The 25897-nt window shown below is 33.9% G+C and carries 33 protein-coding genes, 2 pseudogenes and 1 riboswitch; of the genes and pseudogenes, 7 read left to right on the top strand and 28 right to left on the bottom strand.

Going from position 1 to position 25897, the window contains the following annotated elements:
* Positions 1-56: 56 nt before the first annotated feature.
* Together AAG068_RS06890 and AAG068_RS06885 are read right to left on the bottom strand one after the other, a co-directional pair.
* Positions 57-611, bottom strand: a complete 555-nt coding sequence (locus AAG068_RS06890) for a cysteine hydrolase family protein (RefSeq protein ID WP_342718672.1) — start codon at positions 609-611, stop codon at positions 57-59.
* Positions 580-1095, bottom strand: a complete 516-nt coding sequence (locus AAG068_RS06885; protein ID WP_342718671.1) for a carboxymuconolactone decarboxylase family protein — start codon at positions 1093-1095, stop codon at positions 580-582. The genes AAG068_RS06890 and AAG068_RS06885 overlap by 32 nt, the downstream gene beginning before the upstream one ends.
* 63 nt (positions 1096-1158) lie before the next feature.
* Here AAG068_RS06885 and AAG068_RS06880 point away from each other — a divergent pair, with 63 nt between their 5' ends.
* Positions 1159-1611, top strand: a complete 453-nt coding sequence (locus AAG068_RS06880; RefSeq protein ID WP_001175498.1) for an Lrp/AsnC family transcriptional regulator — start codon at positions 1159-1161, stop codon at positions 1609-1611.
* 100 nt (positions 1612-1711) lie between these two features.
* Positions 1712-1894 carry a DUF3913 family protein gene (locus AAG068_RS06875; RefSeq protein ID WP_000707111.1) on the top strand — a complete coding sequence of 61 codons (183 nt, stop codon included), beginning with the start codon at positions 1712-1714 and terminating at the stop codon, positions 1892-1894.
* A 29-nt stretch (positions 1895-1923) separates the two neighbouring features.
* On the opposite strand, the gene AAG068_RS06870 is transcribed toward AAG068_RS06875, so the two are convergent.
* The 13 genes and pseudogenes from AAG068_RS06870 to AAG068_RS06810 all read right to left on the bottom strand — a co-directional run bounded on the left by AAG068_RS06870 (position 1924) and on the right by AAG068_RS06810 (position 11901).
* The gene (locus tag AAG068_RS06870) at positions 1924-2937 is read right to left on the bottom strand and encodes a CPBP family intramembrane glutamic endopeptidase (protein WP_342718670.1); all 1014 of its coding nucleotides are present in this window, start codon (positions 2935-2937) and stop codon (positions 1924-1926) included.
* Positions 2938-3138: 201 nt separating this feature from the next.
* Entirely contained in the window at positions 3139-3915 is a 777-nt protein-coding gene (locus AAG068_RS06865) for an ABC transporter permease (RefSeq protein ID WP_342718669.1), read from the bottom strand.
* Positions 3915-4817 (bottom strand): ABC transporter ATP-binding protein, encoded by a 903-nt coding sequence (locus AAG068_RS06860; RefSeq protein WP_342718668.1) that lies wholly within the window; start codon positions 4815-4817, stop codon positions 3915-3917. Before AAG068_RS06860 ends, AAG068_RS06865 begins: the two co-directional genes overlap by 1 nt.
* A 14-nt stretch (positions 4818-4831) precedes the next feature.
* A complete protein-coding gene (locus tag AAG068_RS06855; protein WP_342718667.1) occupies positions 4832-5626 on the bottom strand; it encodes an ABC transporter permease in 795 nt (264 codons plus the stop codon).
* Positions 5623-6327 (bottom strand): ABC transporter ATP-binding protein, encoded by a 705-nt coding sequence (locus AAG068_RS06850; RefSeq protein ID WP_342718666.1) that lies wholly within the window; start codon positions 6325-6327, stop codon positions 5623-5625. The genes AAG068_RS06855 and AAG068_RS06850 overlap by 4 nt, the downstream gene beginning before the upstream one ends.
* Positions 6324-6704: a GntR family transcriptional regulator gene (locus AAG068_RS06845; protein ID WP_000687513.1), complete on the bottom strand. Its 381-nt coding sequence runs from the start codon at positions 6702-6704 to the stop codon at positions 6324-6326. Before AAG068_RS06845 ends, AAG068_RS06850 begins: the two co-directional genes overlap by 4 nt.
* 215 nt (positions 6705-6919) lie before the next feature.
* On the bottom strand, positions 6920-7888 hold the full coding sequence (nrdF, locus tag AAG068_RS06840) for a class 1b ribonucleoside-diphosphate reductase subunit beta (RefSeq protein ID WP_048526819.1): 969 nt from the start codon (positions 7886-7888) through the stop codon (positions 6920-6922).
* A 94-nt stretch (positions 7889-7982) separates the two neighbouring features.
* Positions 7983-9302, bottom strand: a pseudogene (locus AAG068_RS06835) (ribonucleoside-diphosphate reductase subunit alpha); the annotation flags it as partial.
* Positions 9303-9399: 97 nt separating this feature from the next.
* Positions 9400-9537 carry a GIY-YIG nuclease family protein gene (locus AAG068_RS06830; protein ID WP_428845987.1) on the bottom strand — a complete coding sequence of 46 codons (138 nt, stop codon included), beginning with the start codon at positions 9535-9537 and terminating at the stop codon, positions 9400-9402.
* 243 nt (positions 9538-9780) lie between these two features.
* A pseudogene (locus tag AAG068_RS06825) lies at positions 9781-10545 on the bottom strand (ribonucleoside-diphosphate reductase subunit alpha); the annotation flags it as partial.
* The gene (gene nrdI, locus AAG068_RS06820; RefSeq protein ID WP_000959450.1) at positions 10532-10891 is read right to left on the bottom strand and encodes a class Ib ribonucleoside-diphosphate reductase assembly flavoprotein NrdI; all 360 of its coding nucleotides are present in this window, start codon (positions 10889-10891) and stop codon (positions 10532-10534) included. The gene nrdI and the pseudogene AAG068_RS06825, both read right to left, overlap by 14 nt.
* Before the next feature lie 472 nt (positions 10892-11363).
* On the bottom strand, positions 11364-11681 hold the full coding sequence (locus AAG068_RS06815; protein ID WP_098344482.1) for a hypothetical protein: 318 nt from the start codon (positions 11679-11681) through the stop codon (positions 11364-11366).
* 25 nt (positions 11682-11706) lie between these two features.
* Positions 11707-11901, bottom strand: a complete 195-nt coding sequence (locus AAG068_RS06810) for an abortive phage infection protein (protein WP_071758925.1) — start codon at positions 11899-11901, stop codon at positions 11707-11709.
* 245 nt (positions 11902-12146) lie between these two features.
* On the opposite strand from AAG068_RS06810, the gene AAG068_RS06805 reads away from it, so the two are divergent.
* Entirely contained in the window at positions 12147-12725 is a 579-nt protein-coding gene (locus AAG068_RS06805) for a GNAT family N-acetyltransferase (protein WP_342718664.1), read from the top strand.
* 35 nt (positions 12726-12760) lie between these two features.
* Here AAG068_RS06805 and AAG068_RS06800 read toward each other — a convergent pair whose 3' ends face one another.
* Together AAG068_RS06800 and AAG068_RS06795 are read right to left on the bottom strand one after the other, a co-directional pair.
* A complete protein-coding gene (locus tag AAG068_RS06800; protein ID WP_342718663.1) occupies positions 12761-13363 on the bottom strand; it encodes a histidine phosphatase family protein in 603 nt (200 codons plus the stop codon).
* Between the two features lie 87 nt (positions 13364-13450).
* Positions 13451-13633 carry a hypothetical protein gene (locus tag AAG068_RS06795; protein WP_342718662.1) on the bottom strand — a complete coding sequence of 61 codons (183 nt, stop codon included), beginning with the start codon at positions 13631-13633 and terminating at the stop codon, positions 13451-13453.
* Positions 13634-13869: 236 nt separating this feature from the next.
* Here AAG068_RS06795 and AAG068_RS06790 point away from each other — a divergent pair, with 236 nt between their 5' ends.
* Positions 13870-14055: a YkvS family protein gene (locus tag AAG068_RS06790; protein WP_001165081.1), complete on the top strand. Its 186-nt coding sequence runs from the start codon at positions 13870-13872 to the stop codon at positions 14053-14055.
* A gap of 55 nt (positions 14056-14110) precedes the next feature.
* On the opposite strand, the gene queF is transcribed toward AAG068_RS06790, so the two are convergent.
* The 4 genes from queF to queC are packed head-to-tail and all read right to left on the bottom strand — an operon-like array spanning position 14111 to position 16489.
* A complete protein-coding gene (queF, locus tag AAG068_RS06785; protein ID WP_000918895.1) occupies positions 14111-14608 on the bottom strand; it encodes a preQ(1) synthase in 498 nt (165 codons plus the stop codon).
* Between the two features lie 18 nt (positions 14609-14626).
* Complete coding sequence (gene queE / locus AAG068_RS06780; protein WP_342718661.1) at positions 14627-15343, bottom strand: 7-carboxy-7-deazaguanine synthase QueE; 717 nt, start codon at positions 15341-15343, stop codon at positions 14627-14629.
* Positions 15336-15827, bottom strand: a complete 492-nt coding sequence (queD, locus tag AAG068_RS06775) for a 6-carboxytetrahydropterin synthase QueD (RefSeq protein ID WP_000368413.1) — start codon at positions 15825-15827, stop codon at positions 15336-15338. Before queD ends, queE begins: the two co-directional genes overlap by 8 nt.
* Positions 15827-16489: a 7-cyano-7-deazaguanine synthase QueC gene (gene queC / locus AAG068_RS06770; RefSeq protein ID WP_342718658.1), complete on the bottom strand. Its 663-nt coding sequence runs from the start codon at positions 16487-16489 to the stop codon at positions 15827-15829. Before queC ends, queD begins: the two co-directional genes overlap by 1 nt.
* Positions 16490-16582: 93 nt before the next feature.
* Positions 16583-16626, bottom strand: a riboswitch (PreQ1 riboswitch).
* 207 nt (positions 16627-16833) lie between these two features.
* On the opposite strand from queC, the gene kinB reads away from it, so the two are divergent.
* Positions 16834-18042 carry a sporulation sensor histidine kinase KinB gene (gene kinB / locus AAG068_RS06765; RefSeq protein WP_342718657.1) on the top strand — a complete coding sequence of 403 codons (1209 nt, stop codon included), beginning with the start codon at positions 16834-16836 and terminating at the stop codon, positions 18040-18042.
* An 11-nt stretch (positions 18043-18053) separates the two neighbouring features.
* Here kinB and AAG068_RS06760 read toward each other — a convergent pair whose 3' ends face one another.
* The 4 genes from AAG068_RS06760 to AAG068_RS06745 form a co-directional block, all read right to left on the bottom strand.
* Positions 18054-18170, bottom strand: a complete 117-nt coding sequence (locus AAG068_RS06760; protein WP_000038254.1) for a DUF6254 family protein — start codon at positions 18168-18170, stop codon at positions 18054-18056.
* Positions 18171-18269: 99 nt separating this feature from the next.
* Positions 18270-18803, bottom strand: a complete 534-nt coding sequence (locus tag AAG068_RS06755; protein ID WP_342718656.1) for a DinB family protein — start codon at positions 18801-18803, stop codon at positions 18270-18272.
* Between the two features lie 139 nt (positions 18804-18942).
* Complete coding sequence (locus tag AAG068_RS06750) at positions 18943-20637, bottom strand: M3 family oligoendopeptidase (RefSeq protein WP_342718655.1); 1695 nt, start codon at positions 20635-20637, stop codon at positions 18943-18945.
* A gap of 160 nt (positions 20638-20797) precedes the next feature.
* On the bottom strand, positions 20798-21244 hold the full coding sequence (locus tag AAG068_RS06745) for a MarR family winged helix-turn-helix transcriptional regulator (RefSeq protein ID WP_342718654.1): 447 nt from the start codon (positions 21242-21244) through the stop codon (positions 20798-20800).
* A gap of 190 nt (positions 21245-21434) precedes the next feature.
* Here AAG068_RS06745 and AAG068_RS06740 point away from each other — a divergent pair, with 190 nt between their 5' ends.
* Positions 21435-22931 carry a DUF3149 domain-containing protein gene (locus AAG068_RS06740; protein ID WP_342718653.1) on the top strand — a complete coding sequence of 499 codons (1497 nt, stop codon included), beginning with the start codon at positions 21435-21437 and terminating at the stop codon, positions 22929-22931.
* Between the two features lie 29 nt (positions 22932-22960).
* Here the strand turns inward: AAG068_RS06740 and AAG068_RS06735 are convergent, their stop codons facing one another.
* On the bottom strand, positions 22961-23242 hold the full coding sequence (locus AAG068_RS06735) for an aspartyl-phosphate phosphatase Spo0E family protein (RefSeq protein WP_000495532.1): 282 nt from the start codon (positions 23240-23242) through the stop codon (positions 22961-22963).
* 337 nt (positions 23243-23579) lie between these two features.
* Here AAG068_RS06735 and AAG068_RS06730 point away from each other — a divergent pair, with 337 nt between their 5' ends.
* Positions 23580-24350, top strand: coding sequence for a divergent polysaccharide deacetylase family protein (locus tag AAG068_RS06730; protein ID WP_342718652.1), 771 nt, complete (start codon positions 23580-23582; stop codon positions 24348-24350).
* A 67-nt stretch (positions 24351-24417) separates the two neighbouring features.
* Here the strand turns inward: AAG068_RS06730 and cbpA are convergent, their stop codons facing one another.
* On the bottom strand, positions 24418-25041 hold the full coding sequence (gene cbpA, locus AAG068_RS06725; protein WP_342718651.1) for a cyclic di-AMP binding protein CbpA: 624 nt from the start codon (positions 25039-25041) through the stop codon (positions 24418-24420).
* A gap of 126 nt (positions 25042-25167) precedes the next feature.
* A complete protein-coding gene (locus AAG068_RS06720) occupies positions 25168-25797 on the bottom strand; it encodes a class II aldolase/adducin family protein (protein WP_000895998.1) in 630 nt (209 codons plus the stop codon).
* Positions 25798-25897 lie beyond the last annotated feature (100 nt).

Below are 25897 nucleotides of genomic sequence, written 5' to 3'. Positions count from 1 at the left end.
TACTTAGATTATACGAAATATTCTTATTTTTTTCTACACAATTCGCAATTATTTTCTTAAAATAATTTTAATGCTTCTTTTGTCGTCAAAATCGTAGCAAATTCTTCATGTAAATTTACAAGTGTCATATTATGAATATCTTCTGCACTATACTCTTTACCATCTAGACCTTTACGGTTAAAAGTAGCCGTTGCATCACTCACTAAATACGTTGTAAATCCTAAATTCCCTGCCATTCGTGTCGTAGTCTCTACACAATGATTTGTCGTTAATCCTACAACCACTACTGCATTACATTTGTTCTCTCTTAATTGCTCTTCTAAATTTGTCCCAATGAACGCACTGTTAACAGATTTCTGAATAACCACTTCACCTTGTAGTGGTTGCACCTCTTCTTTAAAGTTGACTGTTTCCACTCTCTCATAAAACATCGACTGCGCATTTTCTTTATTTACATGTTGAATATGAAAAACCGGTCGCTTTCTTTTTCTCCATTCTTCTAATAATGTTCTCATGTTTTCTTCAGCAAAAAGATTATTTCTCTCACCCCAGTATGGTAATTGAAACGCTTTTTGTACATCAATTATAATAAGTGCTATTTGATTCATCATCATTTTCTCCTTCTTTCGGCTGTAATTGAAACAGAAAACCAAGTTGTTGTGACGCAGTCATAAAACAAATATAAGCGCAAAGCTCTACAATTTCTTTTTCCGTCCAGTATTGTTTCAACACACGAAACATATTGTCATCTATCCCTTGTTTATCATGAACAAACGTATGTGCAAACGTAACGGCTACACTTATTTCCCCTACTTTTTGTATATCATCAGGCCTTCCCTTTGCCATACAGTACGGACATTCATTCCCGTACGCTAATGTTCTTCTTACTTGCTCCTTCAGCTCTGCCGAGAGAGTTCCTTTACTATACAATGTATTCTCTACCGTACTCCATGAATATAATAACTCTGGATTATGCCCTAATAACTTTTGAAACTTTGTATCTCCTATATTTGATAATGAAATTCTCTCCATCATTTCCCCTCCTATTTCCTTCTGTTTTATTGTAAAATAAATAAAGTTCATTTTACAGTTCATATGAATCTTAATTTATATTTTTTCTTTACAAAAATCATTATTTTACTGGAGGTATATTTACAAATGCAACTAGACCGTGTTGATCGAAAAATTTTAAATGAATTATATAATGATAGTCGCCTTTCCATGCGTGAATTGGCGAAACGAGTAAACTTATCTGCTCCGTCTACTGCAGAACGTGTTCGTAAACTCGAAAGTGAAGGCGTGATCCAAAAGTACACAATCGATATCGATTATAAAAAAGCAGGACTTGTTTTAGATTGTATTTTAGAAATCACTTTAAAAAATGGTGATACAACACGTATGCAACAGTTTATTCAGTCCTATCCATCTGCAAGTTTTTGTTACCGAGTAACAGGAAGCTTATGCTACATTGTAAAAATTTCTGTTCCTTCACTCGTTGAACTTGAAGAATTTATCAATGATGTTTCCTCATATGCAACGACTGTTTCTCATATCGTATTATCAGAAGTATCTCTTACTCCTGATATTGAACATATCTTCCCAGAAGATTAATTAATTTTTATTCATAAAATATACAAAAACCCCTTACAATAAGAATAAAAATAATATATTATGTATTAAAATACATAAAGTTCGAGAAAGGGGCTTTACATTGAAAATCTGGTTTTATGAAAAAACGGCACAATTAGATGGCTTGCTTGGCATTTGGGATAATGTTCCGACTATCCCTCGAATTGGTGAAAAAGTTGAGATTTTAAAAACAGTCCGCACTGTTACAGATATTAAATATGTAAAGAACGGTAATAATTTTCGTGTAGAAATTATTACAAATTAAAAAGTAGCTCTTAAGGAGCTACTTTTTAATTATCTATCATGTGCTTTCTTTATTACAATTTTATCCTCTTCTACAGATACTGTTACATAATCATTTTCTTCTAATCCGAACTTATTTACAGCCTCATCTGGTAGCTCTACAGCCATCAGTCTATCTGTTACGAACACTTGACTATACTCTTCATTTTCTTGTAATGCACTCACTACTTTTTCCTCATTTATAAAGCGCACTGGTGGCACACCCATTTCTTTTACCATGCGCCATTGTTTCCAAACGTAAGGAATTAACCAAAGTAACCCAACAACTGTAAGACCGATACCGATCCATAAATTACTTTGCGCTTGTAATTCAGGAATTGAAATGGCACTACTCTCTTCTCCACCGACAAATTGCATACTTGTTGCAATGAAATTATTTAGAGCGTGCACAGCGATATTCGTCCATATATTTTTTGTCTTTATGTATAAAAGACACATTACAATACCAAACATGAACGCACCAATAACATCAAAATGTCCTAGGCCGAAAATAAGTGAAGATATAATGACAGCTTTTTTAATCCCCCACTTATAAGCCATTCGTTGTAAAAAGAAACCTCTAAAAATAACCTCTTCCATAATAGGTGCTAATACACATGCTGAAATGAAAGTAAATATCGTCATAAATACGTTACTTGTATTAATAACATTTCCGTCTTCTAACATAGTAACTAAGAAATTCGGTAACGTATGTGCTAATATGTAAAACTGAATATGAGATATACCAACGGAAAAAATCATTCCCATTATCGTTGCTAATATAATTAATCTCCACGGTAAACGTCCTGGCTTATCAAAAAAACTATTAAATACAACATTATTTTTATTTGTTTTTATGTATAACCAAAATAGCGGAAACACAAAAAACACAGTTATTTGTGAAATAACCTCCATCGTATTCTCAGAAACATTGGCTAGACCTAATGGAATCATCGTAAGGAACAACCCTATAATCATCCATCCCAAAAAGCTACGTAGCCTTATACGTGAAAATGCATAGTGCATATAGAACACCTCCAAAATTAGTAAAATAAATGGTCGGATAACTAAATTATAATATGAATATAGTCGAAACTCTTCCTATTTTTCTCAATTGCTTTCAAACAACATATCTCTTAAAATACTATATTACTGCTCTTCAAGTTGCATTACCTGAGCAAGTTATGTAATAAAAATCCCCGTTTTTACAAGCGGGGATTTCTTTTATTATAATACGTCACGTTTTTGGAATAATGCACTTGATGCTACAAGCAATACAACAACGTATGCAGCTACAAGTAATAATGAAGTTGTAAATGTAAATTCTGTGAATGTAGGTTCTACTCCGCCACTAATTAATTTATTGCCATCGTAAGCTCTTAAATCCAAATGGAAGAATACTACAAACTTCGCTACACCTTTTGCAAACATCATTAATACCATATTAATTGCTCCTTGTAAGAAGAACAGGAACATCGTAATAATTAATGGTAATACAGATTTTCTAAATACATTTGCTAAGAAAAATGCAAGCGTCGCAAAGAAGAGCGGTGAAAGTACTTGATATAAAGTAGATTTCATTACGATTCCTATCGTTAATTCTGTTTTACTACCGTCCATTACAATTCCACCAATAATCATTGCAATTAACGTGCTAGCAAATATGATAAATATTATAGTAAGTAACACTGTAATATATTTAGAGAATAAAACTGTCATTCGTTTTCTTGGACGGATTAATAACTGCTTAATTGTACCTTTTTGGAACTCATCCGTAATCATACGAGAAGCCATCGTAATTCCAAATATCGTTGCAAACAAAGTAATTAAACTAATCTCTGAACTTGCAAAATCTAAATAGGATCCTTTAAATTCAGTTCCGTCTCCCCATTTCAGCATCGCTAAAACTCCCAAAATCTCCAATACTGCAATAACACCAATTAAAATATACATACCTTTTTTCGCATGCAACTTTAAAAATTCATTTTGAATTAATTTCAACATTACGCTTTCACTCCCCCTGTAATCGCTAAGAACTCATCCTCTAACGTTTTATTTTGAACGGTAACTCCGTATACAAGCACATCGTTATTCACAAGTTTCTTTACAAGTTGTGGAATTTCTTCTTTCGTTACAGATACTACAATGACATTTCCTTGCGCCTTACCTTGAACGATTTCATTTGCTTTCTGTACTTGATCTACTTCAAACGCTACAACTACTGTCTCATCATGTTTTGCTTGTTCATGTAAGTTATACTCTTGTACAAACTCACCTTGCTTAATAATAACGACGCGATCACACATGAGTTCAATTTCACTTAATAAGTGACTTGATACGATTACAGCAATATTCTCTTCTTTCGCTAGACGTTGTAAATAATCACGAATTTGGCGAATACCAGCTGGATCTAATCCATTTGTCGGCTCATCTAAAATTAAGATTTTCGGCTGATGCAGTAATGCCTGTGCAATTCCTAAACGTTGTTTCATACCAAGTGAATATGTTTTCACTTTTTTATGAATCGCATGCTCTAACTCAACAAGCTTTACAATTTCAGCAATGCGCTCTTTACTAATTGGTGTAATTGCCATGTTCGCAAAATGCTTTAAGTTTTGCATTCCTGTCATATAATCATATAGTTCAGGATTTTCTACAATCGCTCCAATTTGCTCTAGCGCCTTTTCACGCTCCGTGCGGATACTATGACCACAAATTGTAATATCGCCCTCTGTCATTGAAATAAGACCTGTCATCATACGAATTGTCGTCGTTTTACCACTACCATTAGGTCCAAGGAACCCGTACACTTCCCCTTCGCGAACTTCAAATGATAAACCGCGAATAATTTCCGTTCCACCAATCCTTTTTCGAACATTTTCTAATTTCACTACTACGTTTCCCAATGCCGATTCCTCCTTTAGACTTCTAATTTTTTATCGATTATGCGACCTGTTATATAAACAAGTAAAACAAATATACTGATTGAAAAAGCAATACTATATAAATTCATAAGACTTTCTGGATATAGTATGAGATTTATATCCACCGATTCATCTATATAAACTGATTTTTTAATAAAAGTAGGTGTAGGCGCAAGTCGGCCCAGCATTTCATATATCAGATTGATTACTTTCGTTACTAGTAAAAATAGGAAGAAGATAATTACATACTCCATTTTTTTCTTTTTCAAAGAAAATACTTTCACACCAGCTACTGTAAAAAGTAAAACTAACAATATACTTGATAAATTAAATACATATAACACACTACTAAATAATTGTTTTACTATATCTAGCTCAATTGTACTTTCCGTAAATAACATTTCATAGAGTTCTGTACCTTTTATTACTTTCATCGAAATACTATAGACAAACATAGTACCTATTACTTCAAAACACATAAAGCTAATTGCCGCATATGACAATATTGCTAAAACAATTTTTTTACCAGATATCGGTGTTAACCGAAATAATTTACTTTCAGTCATTTTCCCAAACGCAGACATCGCCTGCAGAAATACTAATACCGCAAAAATTAAATAAACTAAGAATACTAAAGCAATTGTAATCATTTGCCTTACTTCTCCTGATTCTTGTTTAATATAATTCCCCATACTTACAAAAGCGACAGCTACAATAAATATGAATGACAATAACGAAATGAAAATTTGTTTTTTATTCGCATTGTACATATATATTAAACTGGCTTTCATCTACTAAACACCTCCTTAAACAAATCCGTAACAGCTTTTCCTCGTTGGAAACGTAGTTCCTCTACATTTTCATACAATACAATTTCCCCATCTTTTAAAAAGATTACTTCATCAAAAATATTTTCAACTTCATTTATTAAATGAGTCGCGATTAGTATTGTACAATCTTCACGATAAAACTGTAAAATAAGTTCCAGTACATGTTCCCTAGAAACGAGATCAATCCCGCCAAGCGGTTCATCTAGTACGTATAACTTCGCTTTCCTTGAAAAGGTTAAAATAATTTGTAGCTTTTCAACCATACCTTTTGATAAAGCTGTAATTTTTTCTTCTAACGGTATTTTAAATTCCGCAATCGTATCTACCGCTTTTTGAATGTCGAAATCTTTATAAAAATCTCGATAGAAAAATAAAGAATCTTTTACCGTCATCCAATTATCAAATACTGGTTTATCCGACATAAAAGAAACAATTTCTTTCGTTTCCAATCCGACCTTTTTACCAGCGATTGTAATACTCCCTTCGGAAGGATGCTGCAGACCGGCAATCATTTTCAATAACGTCGTTTTTCCGCTTCCGTTATCTCCAGCGAGCCCTATAATTTTCCCTTCCGTAATCTCTATGTTTAGTTCACGGATTACTGCTTTTAACCCGTATCTCTTCCATACATTTTCTATTTTTAATAACTCTAACTCTGTCATTCGCTCTCCTCCCTTTTCTCATGTAATGAAGAACGAAGAATTGTAAGAATTTCTTCTTCTGAAAAACCTAAATTGTCCATTCCATCTATAAAAGAGTGAAGTAATTCTTTCGCCATCTCTTTTCGCAGCTCCATAATTTTCTCCCCTTCATTCGTTACATATCGTCCCATTCCTCTACGCGTTACAACAACTCCATCTCGTTCTAGCTCTTGAAATGTACGCTGAATCGTATTTGGATTTACTTGTAATTCACTCGCTAATTCACGTACAGAAGGAATTTTATCACCAGGCAATAAATGTCCTGTTACGATTTCTTTTTTTATGTATTCCATTACCTGAATGTAAATTGGTGTATTTGGAGAAAACTCTATTTTCATTTCTTCCCTCCTTTTGTATTGGTGTACTAGTTAAATAATACACCGATACAAAAGGATTGTAAATACCCATTTAATTACAAAAAAAGTTTTATCCAGCTAATGAATAAAACTTTCTAGACAGAAATCGTTATACAAAAATAATAGTGTTATGTAAACAAAACTATAAAAAAAGCTGTCTTATCAATGGATAAGACAGCTTTTTTTATAATCATATATTAAAAATTAAACACGAAGTCATCATCAGATAACTTTTCAACGTTCGTCGCTTTTACGTAACCATTTCCTTTTACAGAGAAGAAATCATGGTTTTTCGTATCTGTACGTAACCCATTTAAAACGATTGGGTTAATTTCTTCTTCTTCAAACTTCGGCTCAAGTCCTAAGTTCATAAGTCCTTTATTCGCATTGTAACGAACGAAACGATTTACATCCTCTACAAGACCGATAGAAGTGTAAATTTCTTCTGTGTATGCCATTTCAATTTCATATAGTTCCATTAATAACTCTTGCGTTTCTTTTTGCACTTCTTGTTGATCCTCTGCAGAAAGTTCCGCGAAGATTTGTTGTGCTAAAATACCGACGAATACGCCATGAATTGACTCATCACGAATTATTAAGTTAATAATCTCACCACTTGCCGTTAGTTTTCCTTGACCAGCTAAGTAAAGTGGGTAGAAGAATCCACTATAGAATAAGTAACTTTCTAGGAACACACTTGCTACCATTGCCATATATAACTCTTTTTTCGTTACTTCAGGCTTTAATAAACGACGATAGTAACTCGTAATAATACCAGCCTTTTTCTCAAGTAACGGATGATTATCTACCCAGTCAAAAATATCATCGATTTCTTCTTCAGTAGCTAACGTTGTGAAAATATGACTGTAACTTTTTGCATGTACTTCTTCCATAGCACCCATGAAAGCTAATACACTTTTCGCTTGTAAATTTTCAAGATGAACAAGTACAAGAGGCATCCCTTCGCCGCCTTGTTTCGTATCTAAAAGTGTTAAACCACCTAATACACGCTTATAAGCAATTTGCTCTTCTTTCGATAATTGCACCCAAGTATTTTTGTCAGAAGACACTGCGATTTCTTCTTCTGTCCAAAACTGAGCGATGTTTTGCTTCCAAAACATTAAACTAAAATCATCTTCTTTTTTGTTCCAGTTTACCGCACGCATTCAATCGCCCCTTCTCTAAATAAACATGAAAAATTAATAACTAAGCATGAGCAGGGTTCAGAAAAACCCTGCTCATCATGTCTTACTTTTTATATTAAACGGTACAAGCCACACACTCTTCCACGCTTAACTTACGTGTTCTCGTATAATACAGACTCTTTAAGCCTTTTTTATGTGCATAGATGTAGTAACGTGCTAATTCACGTGTTGAAATATCACTATTAACGTAAAGAATTGTACTAATTCCTTGGTCAATATGTTCTTGAATTTCTGCAATTAAATCAATTAATTTAAACTGATTCATATCGTAAGAAGATTTATAGTACCAGAACGTATCTTTTGATAAATACGGCATTGGATAATATGTTGTCGCATTTGCATATGTTCTTGATTCGATTTGACTTACGATTGGCATTACGCTTGAAGTTGCATTTTGAACGTAACTGATTGATTGCGTAGGAGCGATGGCAAGACGATATGAGTTGTATAAACCATTCTTCTGCACTTGCTCTTTTAAACTTGTCCAATCTTCTTTTGTCGGAATATGAATTCCTTCAAATAATTGCTGAACTTTTTCAGTTACTGGGCTATAATCTGTCGTTTCATACTTTTCAAAGTATGTGCCGTTCGCATAATCAGACTTATCGAAGTCTTTAAATGTTTCGCCTTTTTCTTTAGCGATATCCATACTTTTCTCAATAGAGTAGTAATTTAACATCATAAAGAATGTACGAGCAAACTCTTTCGCTTCTGCACTTTCATAAGCAATTTTATTTTTTGCTAAATATCCGTGTAAGTTCATTGCACCAAGTCCAACGGAATGAAGCTCGTCATTAGCTTTTTTTACAGTCGGTGCATTCGGAATGATTGTCATATCAGAAACAGCTGTTAAAGCTTCCATTCCAGCATGAACCGCTTCACGAATTTCTTTGTTTTCCATTACATTTACGATATTTAACGATCCTAAGTTACAGTTAATATCACGACGGATAATGTCATCTGTACCGTAATCATTTATTTCAGAAGTTTCTTGTAGCTGGAAGATTTCTGTACACAAGTTCGACATCTTCACAGTTCCAATATCCTTCAGTGGATGTTGGTTATTTGCATTTGATTTAAACATCAAGTATGGATAACCTGACTCAAGCTGAATCATAGCAATTTTAATAAGCATATCACGCGCACTAATATCTAGCGGCTTCTTCTTCACTTTCGGATTGCTCATTAATTCATCGTACATTTCATCAATGTCTATATCATCTAAATGCTTTCCATATTCTTTATACACCGTATAAGGCGCGAAAACATGGAAAGGTTCGTTTTTCTCAGCAAGCTCAAAGAACTTACTTGGAACAATAATTCCGATTGATAGAGACTGAATACGGCTCTTCTCATCGGCATTTATTTTTTTGGTCAACTCGTCTTCATATTTCTATGAAGGTTGGACTATATCATCAACCTGTAACTGGTTGCCTTGCACTTCGACTGGTACCTATTTCCAGCCTACTCTACTAGCTTTCGTCTAATGACGTGCGTTCGATAGTCTCTACACCTTCTTGAAAGTATTGATAATTAGGAAGATTATTAGAACTACCAATATAAAACTTCTTATTTTCCTTATTAATTATCAAATAAATTCCACAATTCATGGAATCTCGCCTCCGGTGAATATAAGATTCCACTTCACCCAAATAGCATTTCTTTCAAGCTTGGCACGGTATTACCTGCTATCCACGTACATGGACCGTAGGCTCTCTTAGTCAGCTTCTTCGCGGGTTCTTTTTCTTTTACCCCTTATTCAACTGATACCGTTAGCCGCTAATGCGACACCCTATTGGTTAGGTTCACAAGGTTTTCTCATACACATTACTGTATAGAGGGACTACCAATTAATCCAAGAATTCAATAATATCCCAATGGAAAATGTTTAAGTATACAGCACCGGCCCCTTTTCGTTGGCCAAGCTGATTCGCATATGAAAACGAATCTTCAAGTAATTTCATAACAGGTACTACACCACTTGCAGCATTATCGATACCTTTAATTTGCTCACCACGTGCGCGTAGCTTAGATAAGTTTAAGGCTACTCCACCGCCGATTTTCGATAATTGCATTGCTGTATTAATGTTAAAGCCGATTGAATTTAAGCTATCGTCCATCTCTAACAAGAAACAAGACACCATTTCTCCTCTTCTGCTTCTTCCCGCATTTAAAAAGGTTGGTGTCGCTGGTTGGTAGTTTTGTTTTACAATCATGCTTGCGAATTGTTTTGCCTTCGCAACATCACCGCGTCCTAAGTATAATGACACAATTGCTACACGATCTTCATAGCTTTCTAAGTATTGTTTTTGATCATTTGTTTTTAACGCATAATCTTTGTAGAACTTAGATGCTGCCATATAAGATTGGAACTCGAAGTTTTCACCATAAGCGATGTTATATACCTCTTCTACTTCCTCCAAGTTATACTCGTCCAGAACGTTGTAATAGTAATCATGTTCTTTCATATACTCCATTCGCTCTGCCACGCTATTAAAATGAACGGTATTCTCTCTAGCTTCTTCCATAAAGACTTCTAATGCCTCTTTATCTTTATGAAGCTGATAAAAACCGTCCTGCATTTGCGTGATTTCATTATTCAGTTCAATGTGTCGCAATCTCCCGCACCCTTTCCTTAAAATATTCTACATCGTTATTTGTTCCTGATAACTCAAATTTTGATACAATAGGCACTTCATATTTAGCAGAAATTTTGTCAGCACTTGCACCGAACATGTCTCCCCAGTTACGATTGCCGCTTGCAGATACGCCTTTTAATTTTTCATTATTGCGCTCTAAAAATTCTAAAACACGTTCTGGTACATTGCCAAAACCTGTTGTATACGTAATTAAAATAAAGTCTTCATCTATTACTAGATCTTCACCAATTTGAACGGCCGGCATATTTAATTTGTGAATGAAACGCTTCACGTTTCCTGTCATAGAATCATATGCAACTAACATTTCCGACCCTCCCTTTTCAATCTATACTCTCTGTATGTTGTTTCTTGATTTCTCTATATATTGTATTACGTTTCAAAATAAGACACAAGATATATGTATAAATTCTTTCTTTTTTTAACTTTTACTTTTCGACAAGACAGTCGATTTTTTTCAATACAATGACTATGAAACAACATTCTAAAACTCATGTCAATAAAGTGCTTTTCAAAAAAGTTGTCAACGAATTTAACCTTATTTTTAAAAAAGTTACCAATATATTTTGTCATAAAACGGTAAATGCTGGAGGAATATATTTCTCCAGCATCACGCAAAAAAGAACAGACATGAAACGATAATCTGTTCTAAAAAACGATTACATTTATCAATTTACTTTATTAAATATTATACATATACTTTCAGTTCGCGTTACATACTAAAAGATAGCTATTATAGAAAAAGATTATTATGGAAATTTAACTTATTTATGAAAAGATTATGCAGAGTGCTCAATACGCAAAATATCTTTTACAAATATATGATGTGGGTTTTCATCTTTATCAATCATTGTACATACAGGAGCTTCTTCATCAAAGTACACAATCATTCCTTCTACATACTGATATGTATGTTGAACCTGTACAGTTACTTTAATTTCTACAGCCTCTTCATATGCTCTTTTTATTTTCTGAAGCATTTTTGCCGAACACTTTCGTTTCTCTGGATACATGACCATCCCCATAAACCTATTGCCGGCTCTATCTTTCCACATATAATCCCAATGCGGTAATATGCCTTGTTTAAAATCGCCCATAATTCTCCTCCCTATATTCTTCTAGCTACGAACGTGGCGTTTCTGAATATGTATAAATTACTTGTCCGCCGCGCTGTGCGTTACCAATGAAATGTTTAAAGTCTTCTCGACTTACTAAAACTTCTCTGAACGTATAAAATACATCTTTCGTAACAACATACTCCTTTATTTCACCATTTTTCAGCTGATCCAAAATTGTATTTGCTAATTCTTTATCCATGTATTTCACCTCTATGCAATATTTTATTTTATCGTATATTTTATAGGTCAACAACTGTAAAATTATCCAGGTGCTATACCTTTATTTCATTTTCATTATTTTTCAAAAAAGATTTCTTTAGTATATGTCCACTAAATATCATATACTAACATAGCTACTTCTCTATATCAATCATTTCATCATTCCATTATGCAAAGTTCCATACCACTATGCTACAATATATAAATAGAACTAGGAGGGATACTATGATTCGAAAAGCAAAAAAGACAGACACGAAGCTAGTAGCGCCTTTATTATATAACGCTCTGCACGAAATTGCTGAAAAAATTACAGGTAGCACAGTTGAGACAGAAGTATTACTAGGACTTGAAACATGGTTCTCAAAAGAGAGAAATCGACTGAGCTATGAAAACTGTTTTGTATATGAGCAAGACGGGGGTGCAGTTGGAGTTATTGTCGCTTATCACGGTAGTGAAGCAACAAAGCTTGATGCACCAATTGTACGTCACTTAAGAGAATTACATAAAGATGAATCGATTACGTTAGAAAAAGAAGCCGAACTTGATGAATATTACATTGATACTTTATCAGTTTCAAGTGCATATGGTGGAAAAGGAATCGGTTCTAAATTAATTGAAGCTGCTGAAATCCATGCAACTGAAAAAGAGTATGAAAAAATCGCATTACTTGTTAATTTAGAAAACAAACGTGCCTATTCACTATACGAAAAACTAGGTTATAAAAAAGATCAAATCGTTATGCTTGTAGGCGAACCTTATGCACATCTCGTAAAACCATTAAACATCAAAATTTCTATATCTTAAAAAGAAAGCACACGATTTATATAAATCGTGTGCTTTTATGTTAAATTCGTATTCAATACATTCCCATTCATCGCTTCGTGGAACGTATATGTTGTACATCCCCATGGCTCTCTGTGCAAAATAGGCGTACCAGACCATCCTATCGCTCTCAGTTCCGCACCAATCATTACATTCACATAATTATGACCTACAAGAGCAACACTTCCATGTACGAGAGCGTAACGGTGTAATACGTAAGCCGCTTGCTTTGCTCTCTCTCTTACTTCCTTATAAGACTCAACATCTTTATGGTAACCAAGTATCCATAATGTTCGTCCGATAAACATCCATACGTTAGGTTTACACTTCAACCATTTTGGAGCATAAAAACTCGTCGGAATTTCAGCTTCCCTAAAAAGAGAATTTTGGATAAAGGATAAAGAATCCACTAATTCAGCTGCTGACTGTACAGCACACCTTTGATCACTTGTTACAATCAATTTTGCTGCCTCAACCGCTTCTCTTGTTTCCATTGGTATAGGTGCTTTTTCTGTTATAGTATGTAAGTCATATCCTTTCATCCATTCATGAAAGGATGTAACCGTCATTGGTTCTATAGTACGATCTAAGCGACCATGACGAATAAAAGAAATCTTCATTCTTTCCACTCTCCATTCATCACTTATGAACTCTATTATGTACTATTTTTTAATATCATACCACGCAAAAAAGAAAGGTGTACACCTTTACATATCCCCGCCACTCTCATGTGAAATGGAAGCATGTATCCCATCCATCCCATCAAAATATGTAGTCGTTTCATGATGACGAATCTTTTTTAAATTTATATAAGAAAATACAAATAAAGTTAATGCTATAACACTCCCCACAAATTCAAACATCATTTTACCGCCTCTAATTTCTCCCACTTTAGTAGGTTATTGTACGTTTTTTATTATACCCCTATATAAAGATGTCTGCATTTAAACCTTTCTTTTTTTCTAATAACATGACATTCTTGCATATTTTCTTACAAAAAGTGAATATTTTTCGAATTTTTACTTTGGAAACATTTACAAAATGGACAATATGGTTCAAAATAAGAGGAAATAAAAAAAACCAAAATTATTCTTTTTTGGGAAAACTGTAACAAGGAGAGTTGCTTATGCAGATCGCAGAAACTGGAGATATCATTGAATTTAAAGGTGGAATGCAAGGCCGTGTTCAAAAAGTAAATCAAAACTCCGTTATTGTAGATATAACAATTATGGAGAATTTTAGAGAACTAGATATGGAACCTCTTACAGTTGTAAGTCATAAAAACTATACTGTCATTAATCAAAATGCATAATATAATAGAAAGAAAGGATCTGTATGTTATACAGATCCTTTCTTTCTATTATATATTAACGATTATCAATTGTTTCTGGATATAGGTCATGGTTCATCATGCGGTAGTCAGCCATTTGTTCATACTTCGTTCCTGGGCGACCGTAGTTGCAGTAAGGATCAATTGAAATCCCTCCACGTGGTGTGAATTTCCCCCATACCTCAATGTAACGTGGATCCATTAATTTAATTAAGTCATTCATAATAACGTTCATGCAATCTTCGTGGAAGTCACCATGATTGCGGAAACTAAATAAATATAGCTTTAAAGATTTACTTTCTACCATTCTTTGTTCTGGAATGTAGCTAATATAAATTGTGGCAAAATCTGGTTGGCCTGTTTTCGGACATAAGCTTGTAAATTCAGGACAATTAAATTTTACAAAATAATCACGATTTGGATGATTATTATCAAAAACCTCTAAAATTTCTGGGCTATATTCAAATAAATATTTTGTATTTTGATTTCCTAATAATGTTACATCTTTTAAATCTTCATCTAATCTTCCTGCCATTTTAAACATCCCTTCTCATTATACTCCGCGTTTATTTCCCCATACTAAAGCATGAAGCTGCGGCAATACTTTTGCATTATTCATTTCTTTACAGTTAACCGCTTTTTCAATAAGCCACTCATACTTATCTAATAGCTTTTTAATCAACATCGCATCATCCACAGTTTTTGTATCATCATTCCCTACTTGTAAGAAGAATGGTACATCTGGATAACGTTCATGCATCTTAACTGCATACTCAAAGTCATAATCGTCAAATACTACGACTTTTAAACTAATATCTTTTCCTGCTAATTTCTGAATTATATCATCTAGCTTCTGAAAATCAGTATTCATTGCCGAACTTGGTGGTTTTGGAGAAATCGTTATCTCATCAATTTGAAGTAACCAATCTTGCCATTTACTGCCTTGCGTTTCGATTGCCGTTCGCATTCCATTTTCTTTTAATATAGAAAGAAGAAACTCAATATTTTTCAGCAATGCCGGATTTCCACCTGAAATCGTAACATGAGAAAAATTTTCGCCACCAATTTCTACGAGCTCATTCCAAACGTCCTCTGCTGTCATCTGTCTAATTTGATCTTTAGCAGATCCATCCCACGTAAAAGCAGAATCACACCAAGCGCAGCTATAATCACAGCCAGCTGTACGGATAAACATCGTCTTTTGTCCTACAACCATTCCTTCACCTTGAATAGTCGGACCAAATATTTCTAAGACAGGGATTTTACTCATCGAGCATCCACTCCCGTCTTACTTCTGCATAACTAGTCGGAGTCTCAAATAGACGAACAAATTCAACACGAGCTCCTTTATATTCGTTCACACGATTATCTTTTGTTAACGCTTCTGCCATCTTTTCATAAATCCAAACGACCATATTTTCAGCAGTTGTATTCATCGCTGGTAACGTTTCGTTTAAATAACGATGGTCTAAATAAATTTCTATTTCATTCTTCCAAATTTCTTTTATATCTCCAAAGTCAATCGCAAGACCTATTTCATTTACATATCCACTAATCCCAAATACCACTTTATATGTGTGTCCATGTAAGTTTTTACATTTTCCTTCATAACAGTGTAAATGGTGTGCTGCATCAAAAGTAAATTCCTTGCTGACCATTACTCGTTTATTATGATATTTGAGCTGTTTACGCTGAATATCCTTGTCCATTTTTTGCAAATTTTCTACGATGCGAAATCCAAAGAAATTATCCATTAGTTACTCGCTCCTTCGCGTTCTTGTAGGTACGTATCTAATCCTGCTTTACGAAGTTGACATGCTGGACATTCACCGCAACCATCACCAATGATTCCGTTATAACATGTTAATGTTTTTTCTCGAACAAACTCGAATGCTCCAAGTTCATCTGATAATTTCCATGTTTCCGCTTTATCAATCCACATAAGTGGTGTATGAATTATAAACGGATAATCCATAGATAAATTTAAAGTAACGTTTAACGATTTCACAAACACGTCACGGCAATCTGGATAACCACTAAAATCAGTTTCACATACACCCGTTACAATATGACGTGCTCCAACTTGTTTTGCTAATACAGCAGCAAATGATAAGAATAGTAAATTTCGTCCATCTACAAACGTCGATGGCAATTCACCTTCTTCATGTGTAATCTCCATATCCGTTCTCGTTAACGCATTTGGAGCAAGTTGATTTAATAGACTCATATCTAGTACTGTATGTTTAATTCCTAGCTCTTTTGCAATTTCCGCTGCACAATCAATTTCTAGCTTATGACGTTGATTGTAATTAAACGTTACAGCCTCTACTTCTGCAAACTGCTCTATTGCCCAAAATAAACATGTCGTACTATCTTGTCCGCCACTAAAAACAACAACTGCCTTTTCTTTTTTCATTTCACTCATTCTCCTTCTCTACTACGAATAAGAAGAAAGAACGTTCTTGAACTGTCACAATAAAAAAACAAAACAATACCTAAAGATATTGTTGTTTCCATAGTTTTTTATAGAGGGAGTTCGCGAACCTCTCCCGCGCATCGCACGGAATTCCTTCTTTCATTGACAAAGCTTATTGTAACATATTGTATACTACCAGAAAAAATTTCTGATTTTTCCGCTATTTCTCATTTCATTTCTTTCATTTTATAGTATGATTAATTTAATATGAGAAGAGAGGAGGCATCCCACTGAAATCCTTTATTATTTATCTCTTTCTAAATATATTATTCATCCTTGTTACAATGCTCGTATACCATTTATTTTGGAATCAAAAAGGGAAACGCTCTCCTAAATTAAATTCAGCTATATTTATTGTATTATGTTGCCTCGTTACTATACTATGTATCACTTTCGCAGCAAAAACAAATTATGGATTTCAATTTGATATGCGTCATATCGTATTAGTTGTCGGTACATTAACCGGAGGTCCTATTGCTGGTGGATCAATATTAGTTGTATTAAATATATATCGCTTCTTATTAGGAGGAATAGGTGTTTTCCCATCGCTTATCGGTTCTATCCTTCTATTTATTGTTCTACTATTTACATACAAATTTTTCAATCGAACTTCTAATCGTATAAAAATAATACTTGCTATTATCTACAGTCTCACATACGGATTTAGTTGGATACCTTTCTTCCTTTCAAAGGTTACAAATAAGGCTGATTATATACCACATATTATTGTGTATGAGTTATGTACGATACTTGGTACGATACTTATTTTATATTTATTACACATATTACAAACTCAAGTTCGTCTACAAAACGAACTTATGAATGCTGAAAAATTTCATTTAATTGGTGAAATGGCAGCATCTATCTCTCATGAAATTCGCAACCCATTAACTTCAACAAAAGGATTTTTACAACTTTTACAATCAGATACATGCACTGAGCAAGAGCGAAAATTATATATCGACATAGCCATCAACGGAATCGAACAAGCAAACCACGTTCTTACAGATTATTTAACCTTTGCAAAACCAAGTATTGAAAAAGAACAAAGATTACAGTTAGAAGAAGAACTATTACATGCCTTATCGCTAATTACACCGCTTGCTAATTTAGCAAATGTGCGTACTCATTATATAAAGCAAAGTACTTCTTTTTTTATCGCGGGAGAAAAACAAAAACTAAATCAATGCTTGTTAAATATTTTAAAAAACTGCATTGAGGCCATGCCAAAAGGCGGTGATCTTTATTTCACATTAGTTCCTGATCATAAGCATATTCAATTATATATAAAAGATACAGGAGTTGGCATGGATCAAGAACAAGTAAAACGCCTTGGATCCCCTTTCTACTCAACAAAAGAAAAAGGTACGGGTCTTGGAATGATGGTCGTATTCAGTGTTGTGCAAGCTATGAACGGAAAAATTGATATTATAAGTGAAGAAGGTACTGGTACAACCTTCCTATTAACTTTTCCACTCATACAAAAAACGTGATGAAATACACATCACGTTTTTTCTGTTCCTTCAACTAATTCAGCAAAAGCTTTCACTTTTCCATGTGGTTTTTGATTTTCTTTACGTGCTTTCCAAGCGCGCTCTTCTTCTTTCTTTTTCTTGGACATACTTTTCAACTCCTTCTTTTCTTTCTCTATGTAGTATTCCAAAATAAGAAGAAAAACTATGCACATATGAAAAAGAAGTGGTCTCCCACTTCTTCCTAATTATCGCTGTAAGATTGCATGTTTCGCCTCTTTTAACTGCGTAAGATGTCTTTGTTCATGCAAATCAAGAAATTGAACCCACTGATACAAATTCAGATCATTAAAAACAGGGTGCTTTAATCCATTTTCAAATAAATCTTTTTCATCTATCACACTATGAAGCGCATGTAATAGTTCTTGTCGTGAATGTTCTAGTAATTGAATTCCTTGCTGTTTTTTCATTAACGTTTCTGTTGGTTTCATCTGCTGAGGAGCTTCTCGTTTATGTGTGCGATCAAGTGTAAGTTGGAGGTCTTTAAATGGAGTCGTGTTTCTTTCATTTTTTTGTAAAGCATATATAAGGGCAGACGTGACAGATTGTTCAACTAAATGCAAGTGATGCAAAATTTGAATAATACTCCATTTATCACGGCGTGGCTTTACATTCACTTCTGTATCATTTAACATTTCAATTTCTGATAATAGCGTGCTTCGGGTAGACTGTAATGAGTTCACCAAACTTTCTAAACTCACATCCATATTAGATTGAAGCATACTTCTTTCCCCCCTTTTTGTTGGTGAAAAGAGATGCTCCTTATTAGAAACACCTCTTTAGTATTCTGAATTTTCTTTTATTATCTCATCATTTTCTCGTTATGTCGATGTTAAATATGTGAAAAAAAGCGCATGTTTTTTACAATTTTGTGTCGTCAATTGCATGTAGCCATGCTTCAATTTCTGTAATAACACTTTTCACACAGCCTTCAGCAAATGGAGATGTTAAATTTGCAACTTCTACTAATTCCAAGAATGATTTACTTCCACCTTGTTGACACAGGTTCACATAATCTTCCCATGCCTCTTGTCTATTATCTCTTGCACGTTTCCAAAATTGCAGTGCACAAATTTGAGCTAACGTGTAGTCGATATAGTAGAACGGTGAGCTATATATATGCCCTTGACGTTGCCAGAATCCACCGCGCTCTAAATAATCATTATCTTCATAATCACGATGCGGTAAATACTTTTTCTCTATATTGCGCCATACGGTCTTACGCTGTTCTGGTGACGCTTCAGGATTTTCATATACATAATGTTGATACTCATCAACAGATACACCATACGGTAAAAACAGAAGTGCTGAACTTAAGTGAGAGAAGTAATATTTATCTGCATCTTCTTCAAAGAATAGCTTCATCCATGGCCATGTGAAGAATTCCATACTCATAGAGTGAATTTCACACGCCTCGTATGTTGGCCAATTATATTCTGGAATTTCAAATTTACGACTTTCGTATACTTGGAAAGCATGACCCGCTTCATGTGTTAATACGTCAATATCGCCAGACGTTCCGTTAAAGTTCGAGAAGATAAACGGCGCTTTATAATTCTCAATATATGTACAATATCCACCGCCAGCTTTTCCTTTTTTCGCAACTAAATCTAATAAATCATTATCTAACATGAAATTGAAAAATTCATCTGTTTCAACCGATAACTCTTTATACATCGTTTTCCCATGATTAACAATCCAATCCGCATCTCCTTTTGGAGTTGGGTTACCTGTAGGGAATTCAAAGTTTTCGTCGTAATACGCTAACTTCTCTACACCGATACGTGCTTGTTGTCGTTTTCTTAATTCCGTTGTAACAGGAACGATATAATCTAGCACTTGCTGACGATAATTCGCCACCATTTCCGCATTATAATCTGTACGGTACATTCGTGCATATCCAAGTTCAACAAAGTTTTTGAAACCTAAAGATTTTGCGATTTTCGTTCTCACTTTAACAAGCTCGTCATAAATACGATCTAATTCTTCCTCATTCTCAGCTAAAAATCCGTAATATGCTTCACTCGCTGCTTTACGTTCACTTCTTTCTTTTCCTTGCATAAATGGAATAAGCTGTGATAACGTTCTTTCTTCTCCTGCAAAGTCAATCTTTGCAGATGCTAATAACTGTGTATATTGTGAAGACAATTTATTCTCTAATTGTAAATCTTTCACGACTTCATCAGAATATGTTTTTAAATCACACTCCGCAAGAGCAAATAATTGCTTTCCATAATACGCCTCTAATTCTTCACGGAATGGAGAATGCATTAACGCATTATAATACTTTGTACCATACCCTTGTACAACTGGAGAGAATTCATCAAAGAAATCTTGTTCTTCCTTATAAAAAGCATCTGTCGTATCGACAGAATGACGAATGTAACAAAGATTCCCCATTGTACCAAAATCGTTGCGAATTTCGTTAATTGAATGAATAACTTGTTTTTGTTCTTCCGCAGTTTTCGCGTTATCAAACTTCTCTAAAGCAACAGTAAACTTCTCTTTTAATTCTTCAATATTTGGCCGTTTATATTCATAGTCTTTAAATGACATGAACGAGCCTCCTCTCCATTATATGCATCCTTACTATAATTCAATGCTTACTTCTAAATCTCCTCTTATTCTTCAGCAAAATACGGCATATACTGCCATCATTACATGTAAACAAAAAAGCTTTGGATTTCTTTATCCAAAGCTCCTTTGGAACATATTATTACTTTTCATACTTTCCAATCTTTTTTAATAGATCAAGTAATTCGTCCTTTTCCTCTTTCGTTAACATTTCAAAGGACTGATGTATAATTTGTTCATGCCCTGGAAAAATAGAAGCAATAAAATTCTCTCCAGCCTCAGTTAATTGTGCATAAATAACACGTCTGTCATTCGGGCACGGAATTCTCTTTACTAGTCCCTTTTTCTCTAGCTTATCCACAACATATGTAATGCTGCCACTAGCTATTAAAATACGCTCACCAATTTGCTGAAGTGGTTGACCGCCTTTATGATATAGCAGTTCTAATACAGCAAATTCAGTTGGATTTAACCCGTTACTTTGTATAGATTTGTTTGTAGTATCCATAACAGAACGATGTACACGAGATAATGCAATAAATACTTTTAAAGATTGAGAAATTTCTTCTCGTCCATTATTTGATGTCATACAACTTTCAACCCTTCACTTAAATTCTCAGTAATAAAAAGAAAAAAATAGTACTTCATGTGAATTCCGAATGAGTATTCACTCATTCATTACCTCTCCCCAAATATATTATGAATGATTCTTGAATAAAAACATGACAATTTTAACATAGTTTATATATAATGATAATAAAAAAGAAGGAGTACCAAATTTGAAAGTCAAATTCCACAGCATAGTTTTATATATATTACTTGTTATCCTACCAACGATAGGGATTGGCGCTACATTTTATTCATATCATTCGTATAAAATGAAACAGGAAAACAAACTATCTGCTCACACGGTTCTCTTCTTATATAGAGACTATTTAGATCATCACCTTGGCGAAGCAATTTCTGCATTAGAAATGCTCTCAAAGGTCGTAGGAACCGAGACTGGAAATATAAATGGAGTTAAAGAAATTGTACATGATACAGATGGAAACGATGCACGTTTTTCTGGTCTATATTACACTACACCAGAAGGCATCATTACAATCGCATCCGAAGGTGACCGCCCACCTGTTGATGTCTCTGATCGTAAATATATTCAAGAAGCGTTACAAACAAAGAAGACAACTGTATCATCAGTCATTACAGATCGTGTTCTTGGACATCAAGCTATTATGATTGCTTCTCCCATCTTTAATAAACAGAAGGAGCTATCAGGCTTATTGTTAGCAAGTTTACGCTTTGATTACATTTCATCATCTTTAAATGCCATTAAACCACAATACCATTTTGAAGTAACTGATAAACATGATGTAGTTTTTTTAAATGATGATAATAACGAAACAAGTGATGCGCATTCTAATATGCTTACTACCCCACTCCAAAGATTAAATTGGAAGGTCTCTGTTTCTCCATTACCTATCCATCAAAAAACTTTATACCAGTGGGTTGCAATAGAGTGTATAGCTACTTTATTTTTAATATCTATTTTATTTTTACTGGCTCAATATATGTTGTTAAAACGGCAAACAAAACTTGAAAGACAACAAAATGAACTACAAAAAATTGAATTAGTTGGAACTTTTGCAGCTAGTACAGCCCACGAAATCCGTAATCCTCTTACTGGAATTAAAGGGCTCGTCGCTCTATTAAAAGAGAAATATAAAGATGAACAAGATCAGTTCTATTTTTCCATCATCGAACAAGAAGTAGAACGGATTAATGAAATTGTCAGCGAATTTCTTATTCTTGGAAAGCCAACTGCTATCATTGAACAAACATATGATGTGAGAACCATTCTAAATGAGGTAGCACTAATTATTCAATCTGAGGCGAATCTACATAACATTATATTCAATTTACATTTGCCAGACCATCCTGTTCATATCCGTTGCTCAAAAGACCATATGAAACAAGTGGTTTTAAACATTACAAAAAATGCAATTGAAGCCATGACTTCTGGTGACACACTAACTATTATCGTAACAAACAATGAAACACACGCACAATTGCAAATTATAGACACTGGAAAAGGGATTCCAAAACATATTCAAAAACACCTCTTTCATCCGTTCTTTACTAATAAAGATACTGGAACAGGTCTTGGACTTGTCATATGTAAACGAATTATAGAGATGTACAATGGGCATATTTTTATTGACAGTATAGAAAACGAAGGAACGACAGTTCATATCGAAATTCCGTTACACATAGTATAATTATCCTTATCCCAAAAGGGTAATTATACTTATTTCATAAAACCAGCAACAAGCATTCGCCAAAAATTACTCGATTTCCCTTCATACCCAATTTGAAAAATTGGTACTTTTATAATTGATAACCATTTTGGCGTTTGTTTTTCTTTATAACACTGGTACTGTAAAATAAGCTTGTCCAATTCTTGACTAACTTGAATTGTCTCCATACTATTTAACCCACTTGTTAAACCTAATTGAATCATCTCTTCACGTTTCATATGAATATCACGTGAAAGCTTTTCTAATGTGTACTTCCTTTTTACAGTAAACATTCATATCCCCCTTATTATACTTCCATGCTCTCTACTTCATTTCTCCATTAGCCTTTTAACTGCTTAATCATATTTGAATTTGAAGAATCAGAAAATTTAACATTTTCTCCCTGTAATTTACAAATCTTTACCCTCACTTTGAGAATTATTACAAATTATTCTATCTTTGTAAATACATTCGCAATAATAGACATTTTTTTCATCTTCTTTTTTTACAAACACCAATTAAATAGCGGATTCTCTATTTTCTCTATACTTTTCTTCGACATTTTTTGTTTAATTTATACAAAAACGCAAACTATAATGATAATTGATAATATAGAAAGGAAATATTTATATGCGCAAATATACGATTGCATTGCTAATGTTTACTCTGTTCTTACCAACCTTCTTGTTTCCTATTCAAGCACAGGCCCATACAAACAAAGTAGCTATTGTCATCGATGACTTTGGCAATAATATGAAGGGAACTGATAAAATGTTATCACTTCCTATTCCACTCACTGTTGCCGTTATGCCTTTTCTCCCTTCTACAAAGGAAGATGCGATAGCAGCTCATAAGAAAGGGCACGAAGTTATTATACATATGCCAATGGAACCTATTAAAGGTAAAAAAGAATGGCTTGGACCAAAAGCAATTACAACTGATTTAAGCGACGAAGAAATAAATAACCGACTCGAACAAGCGATTCAAGAAGTACCACATGCAATTGGGATGAACAATCATATGGGATCGAAAGTGACCGCGGACGAAAGGATTGTACGACTTATACTTGCAGCTTGTAAAAAACATGGTTTATTTTATTTAGATAGCAAAACAAATCCTAAAAGTGTTGTTCCAAAAATCGGGAAAGAATTAGGAGTACCAATTATTGAAAATCAATTATTTTTCGATGACGTATACACAGCGGCACATATTTCAAAACAAGCCCAATTACTCATTAAAAAACTTCAAGAAAAACCGATTATGGTAGCTATCGGACATGTTGGGCCTCCAGGTGAAATTACATCCCGTGTTATAGAAACTTCTATTCCTAATATTCGCCAACATGCAGATTTTATCTTTTTATCCGATTTAGCATTATCTCCGCCTCCTGTTTCAAAATAAGATTCATTACTCTAACTAAAAAAGGGAGCAATCTGCATATAGCAAATTGCTCCCTTTTCTTTTCACCTTAAATATAATCTACATGACTCACCCTGAATCCTTTTTTCTCTATTTTTTCGATTAATTGCTTTAATCTTTTTTCATTTAACTCATCTGTTATATTTACAATAACGCGGCGAATATATTGATCGCCATTATCTAGCGTAAATAGTCCACCGATATGAAATGCTTTCAACAGTGTTCCAAGTTCTTTAATCGTTCCCTTACAATCTTGTGTTGCAATTGTTAATATATAACCACCCGTCCGCATACCGAATGAATCTTCAATAACATCAAATATATTGGAATGGGTTAAGATACCGACAAATTCATTATAATCATTTAGCACAGCTAAAAATGGAAGGCGACGAATAGCATAAAATGCCCTAAAAAAAGAATCCTTTTCAAAAATAAAAGCAGAGGAATCTTCCAGCATATGATCCATACTTAATTTCTCTAATCCGCCATTACACTTCTTTTCTAGAAGATCTACTTTATAAATAATCCCCATGAATTTCTTTTCATCTTCTGCTAATACTGGGATTGCTCGAAATCCCGTTTCATTCATAATTTGCAGAGCCTTTTCACCTGAATCGTTCATTTTGCAAAATGTTACTTGCGGTTTTGGCAGAAAATGATATTTAACTCGCAAAATATGTTCCTCCTTACATGTCAACATGTAATCTATATATAATAAGGAGACCTATATTTTATGAGTAAATTCATTTTTTAAAACGCTTTCATTTATTTATTAACTCGTAACAACATCACAAGCATTTTATATAACAGAGCTCTTAGCACCTTTTATCATTAACAATTTCACATGATAATTCATTAAATACTCTATACCCTCTAGCCATTTTTTTGCTTCTTCTGGCGTTTTCCCCCACACAATCATGCCATAATTATGAACGAGAACTACGCCTCCGCCTTCAATAAAATTAGGTACATTATTTTCTAATAAATTAGCGAATTTTTTCTCGTCTTCTACAATAGGAATGGTCATTTCTGTTATACCTTCTTTTCCAAAAACACGTTCCACGCTACGCTTATCAAATGTTACTTCCCCAGTTTCTCCATACAACTCTGATATTAAATGACTATCTACAGTTTGCACTTGTAAAATACATTCTGCACTACTTTTTTTATAAATATCCGCATGCATAAATGATTCGGCAGCTGGTTTTTCTTCATTTTCAAATACTGGCTCACACATACAATTTACAACAATAAAGTCCTCTTCTGAAAATAACCCTTTATCTCTTCCCTCAACATTCACTAAAAAAGTTAACGGCTCTTTTGACGTACAGAGTGATAAACTAATCTTTGTACCATAAAACCAATCACGAAGTGCCAATTCAGATTTAACATCTTTTAATTCATTCCATTTCTTTAGAAAAAATAACATTTCGTCACCCCCGGCGTAATATTCATATAATGTTCGAATCCTTTCTATGTAAAAGAAGTATTTTTTGATTATTCTAAAAATTTAATTGAATTATCACATG

This window comes from Bacillus paramycoides (genome assembly GCF_038971285.1).
GTDB lineage: Bacteria > Bacillota > Bacilli > Bacillales > Bacillaceae_G > Bacillus_A.
The sequence above is the reverse complement of the archived record's forward strand: the minus strand, read 5'-3'. Positions and strand labels throughout refer to the sequence as shown.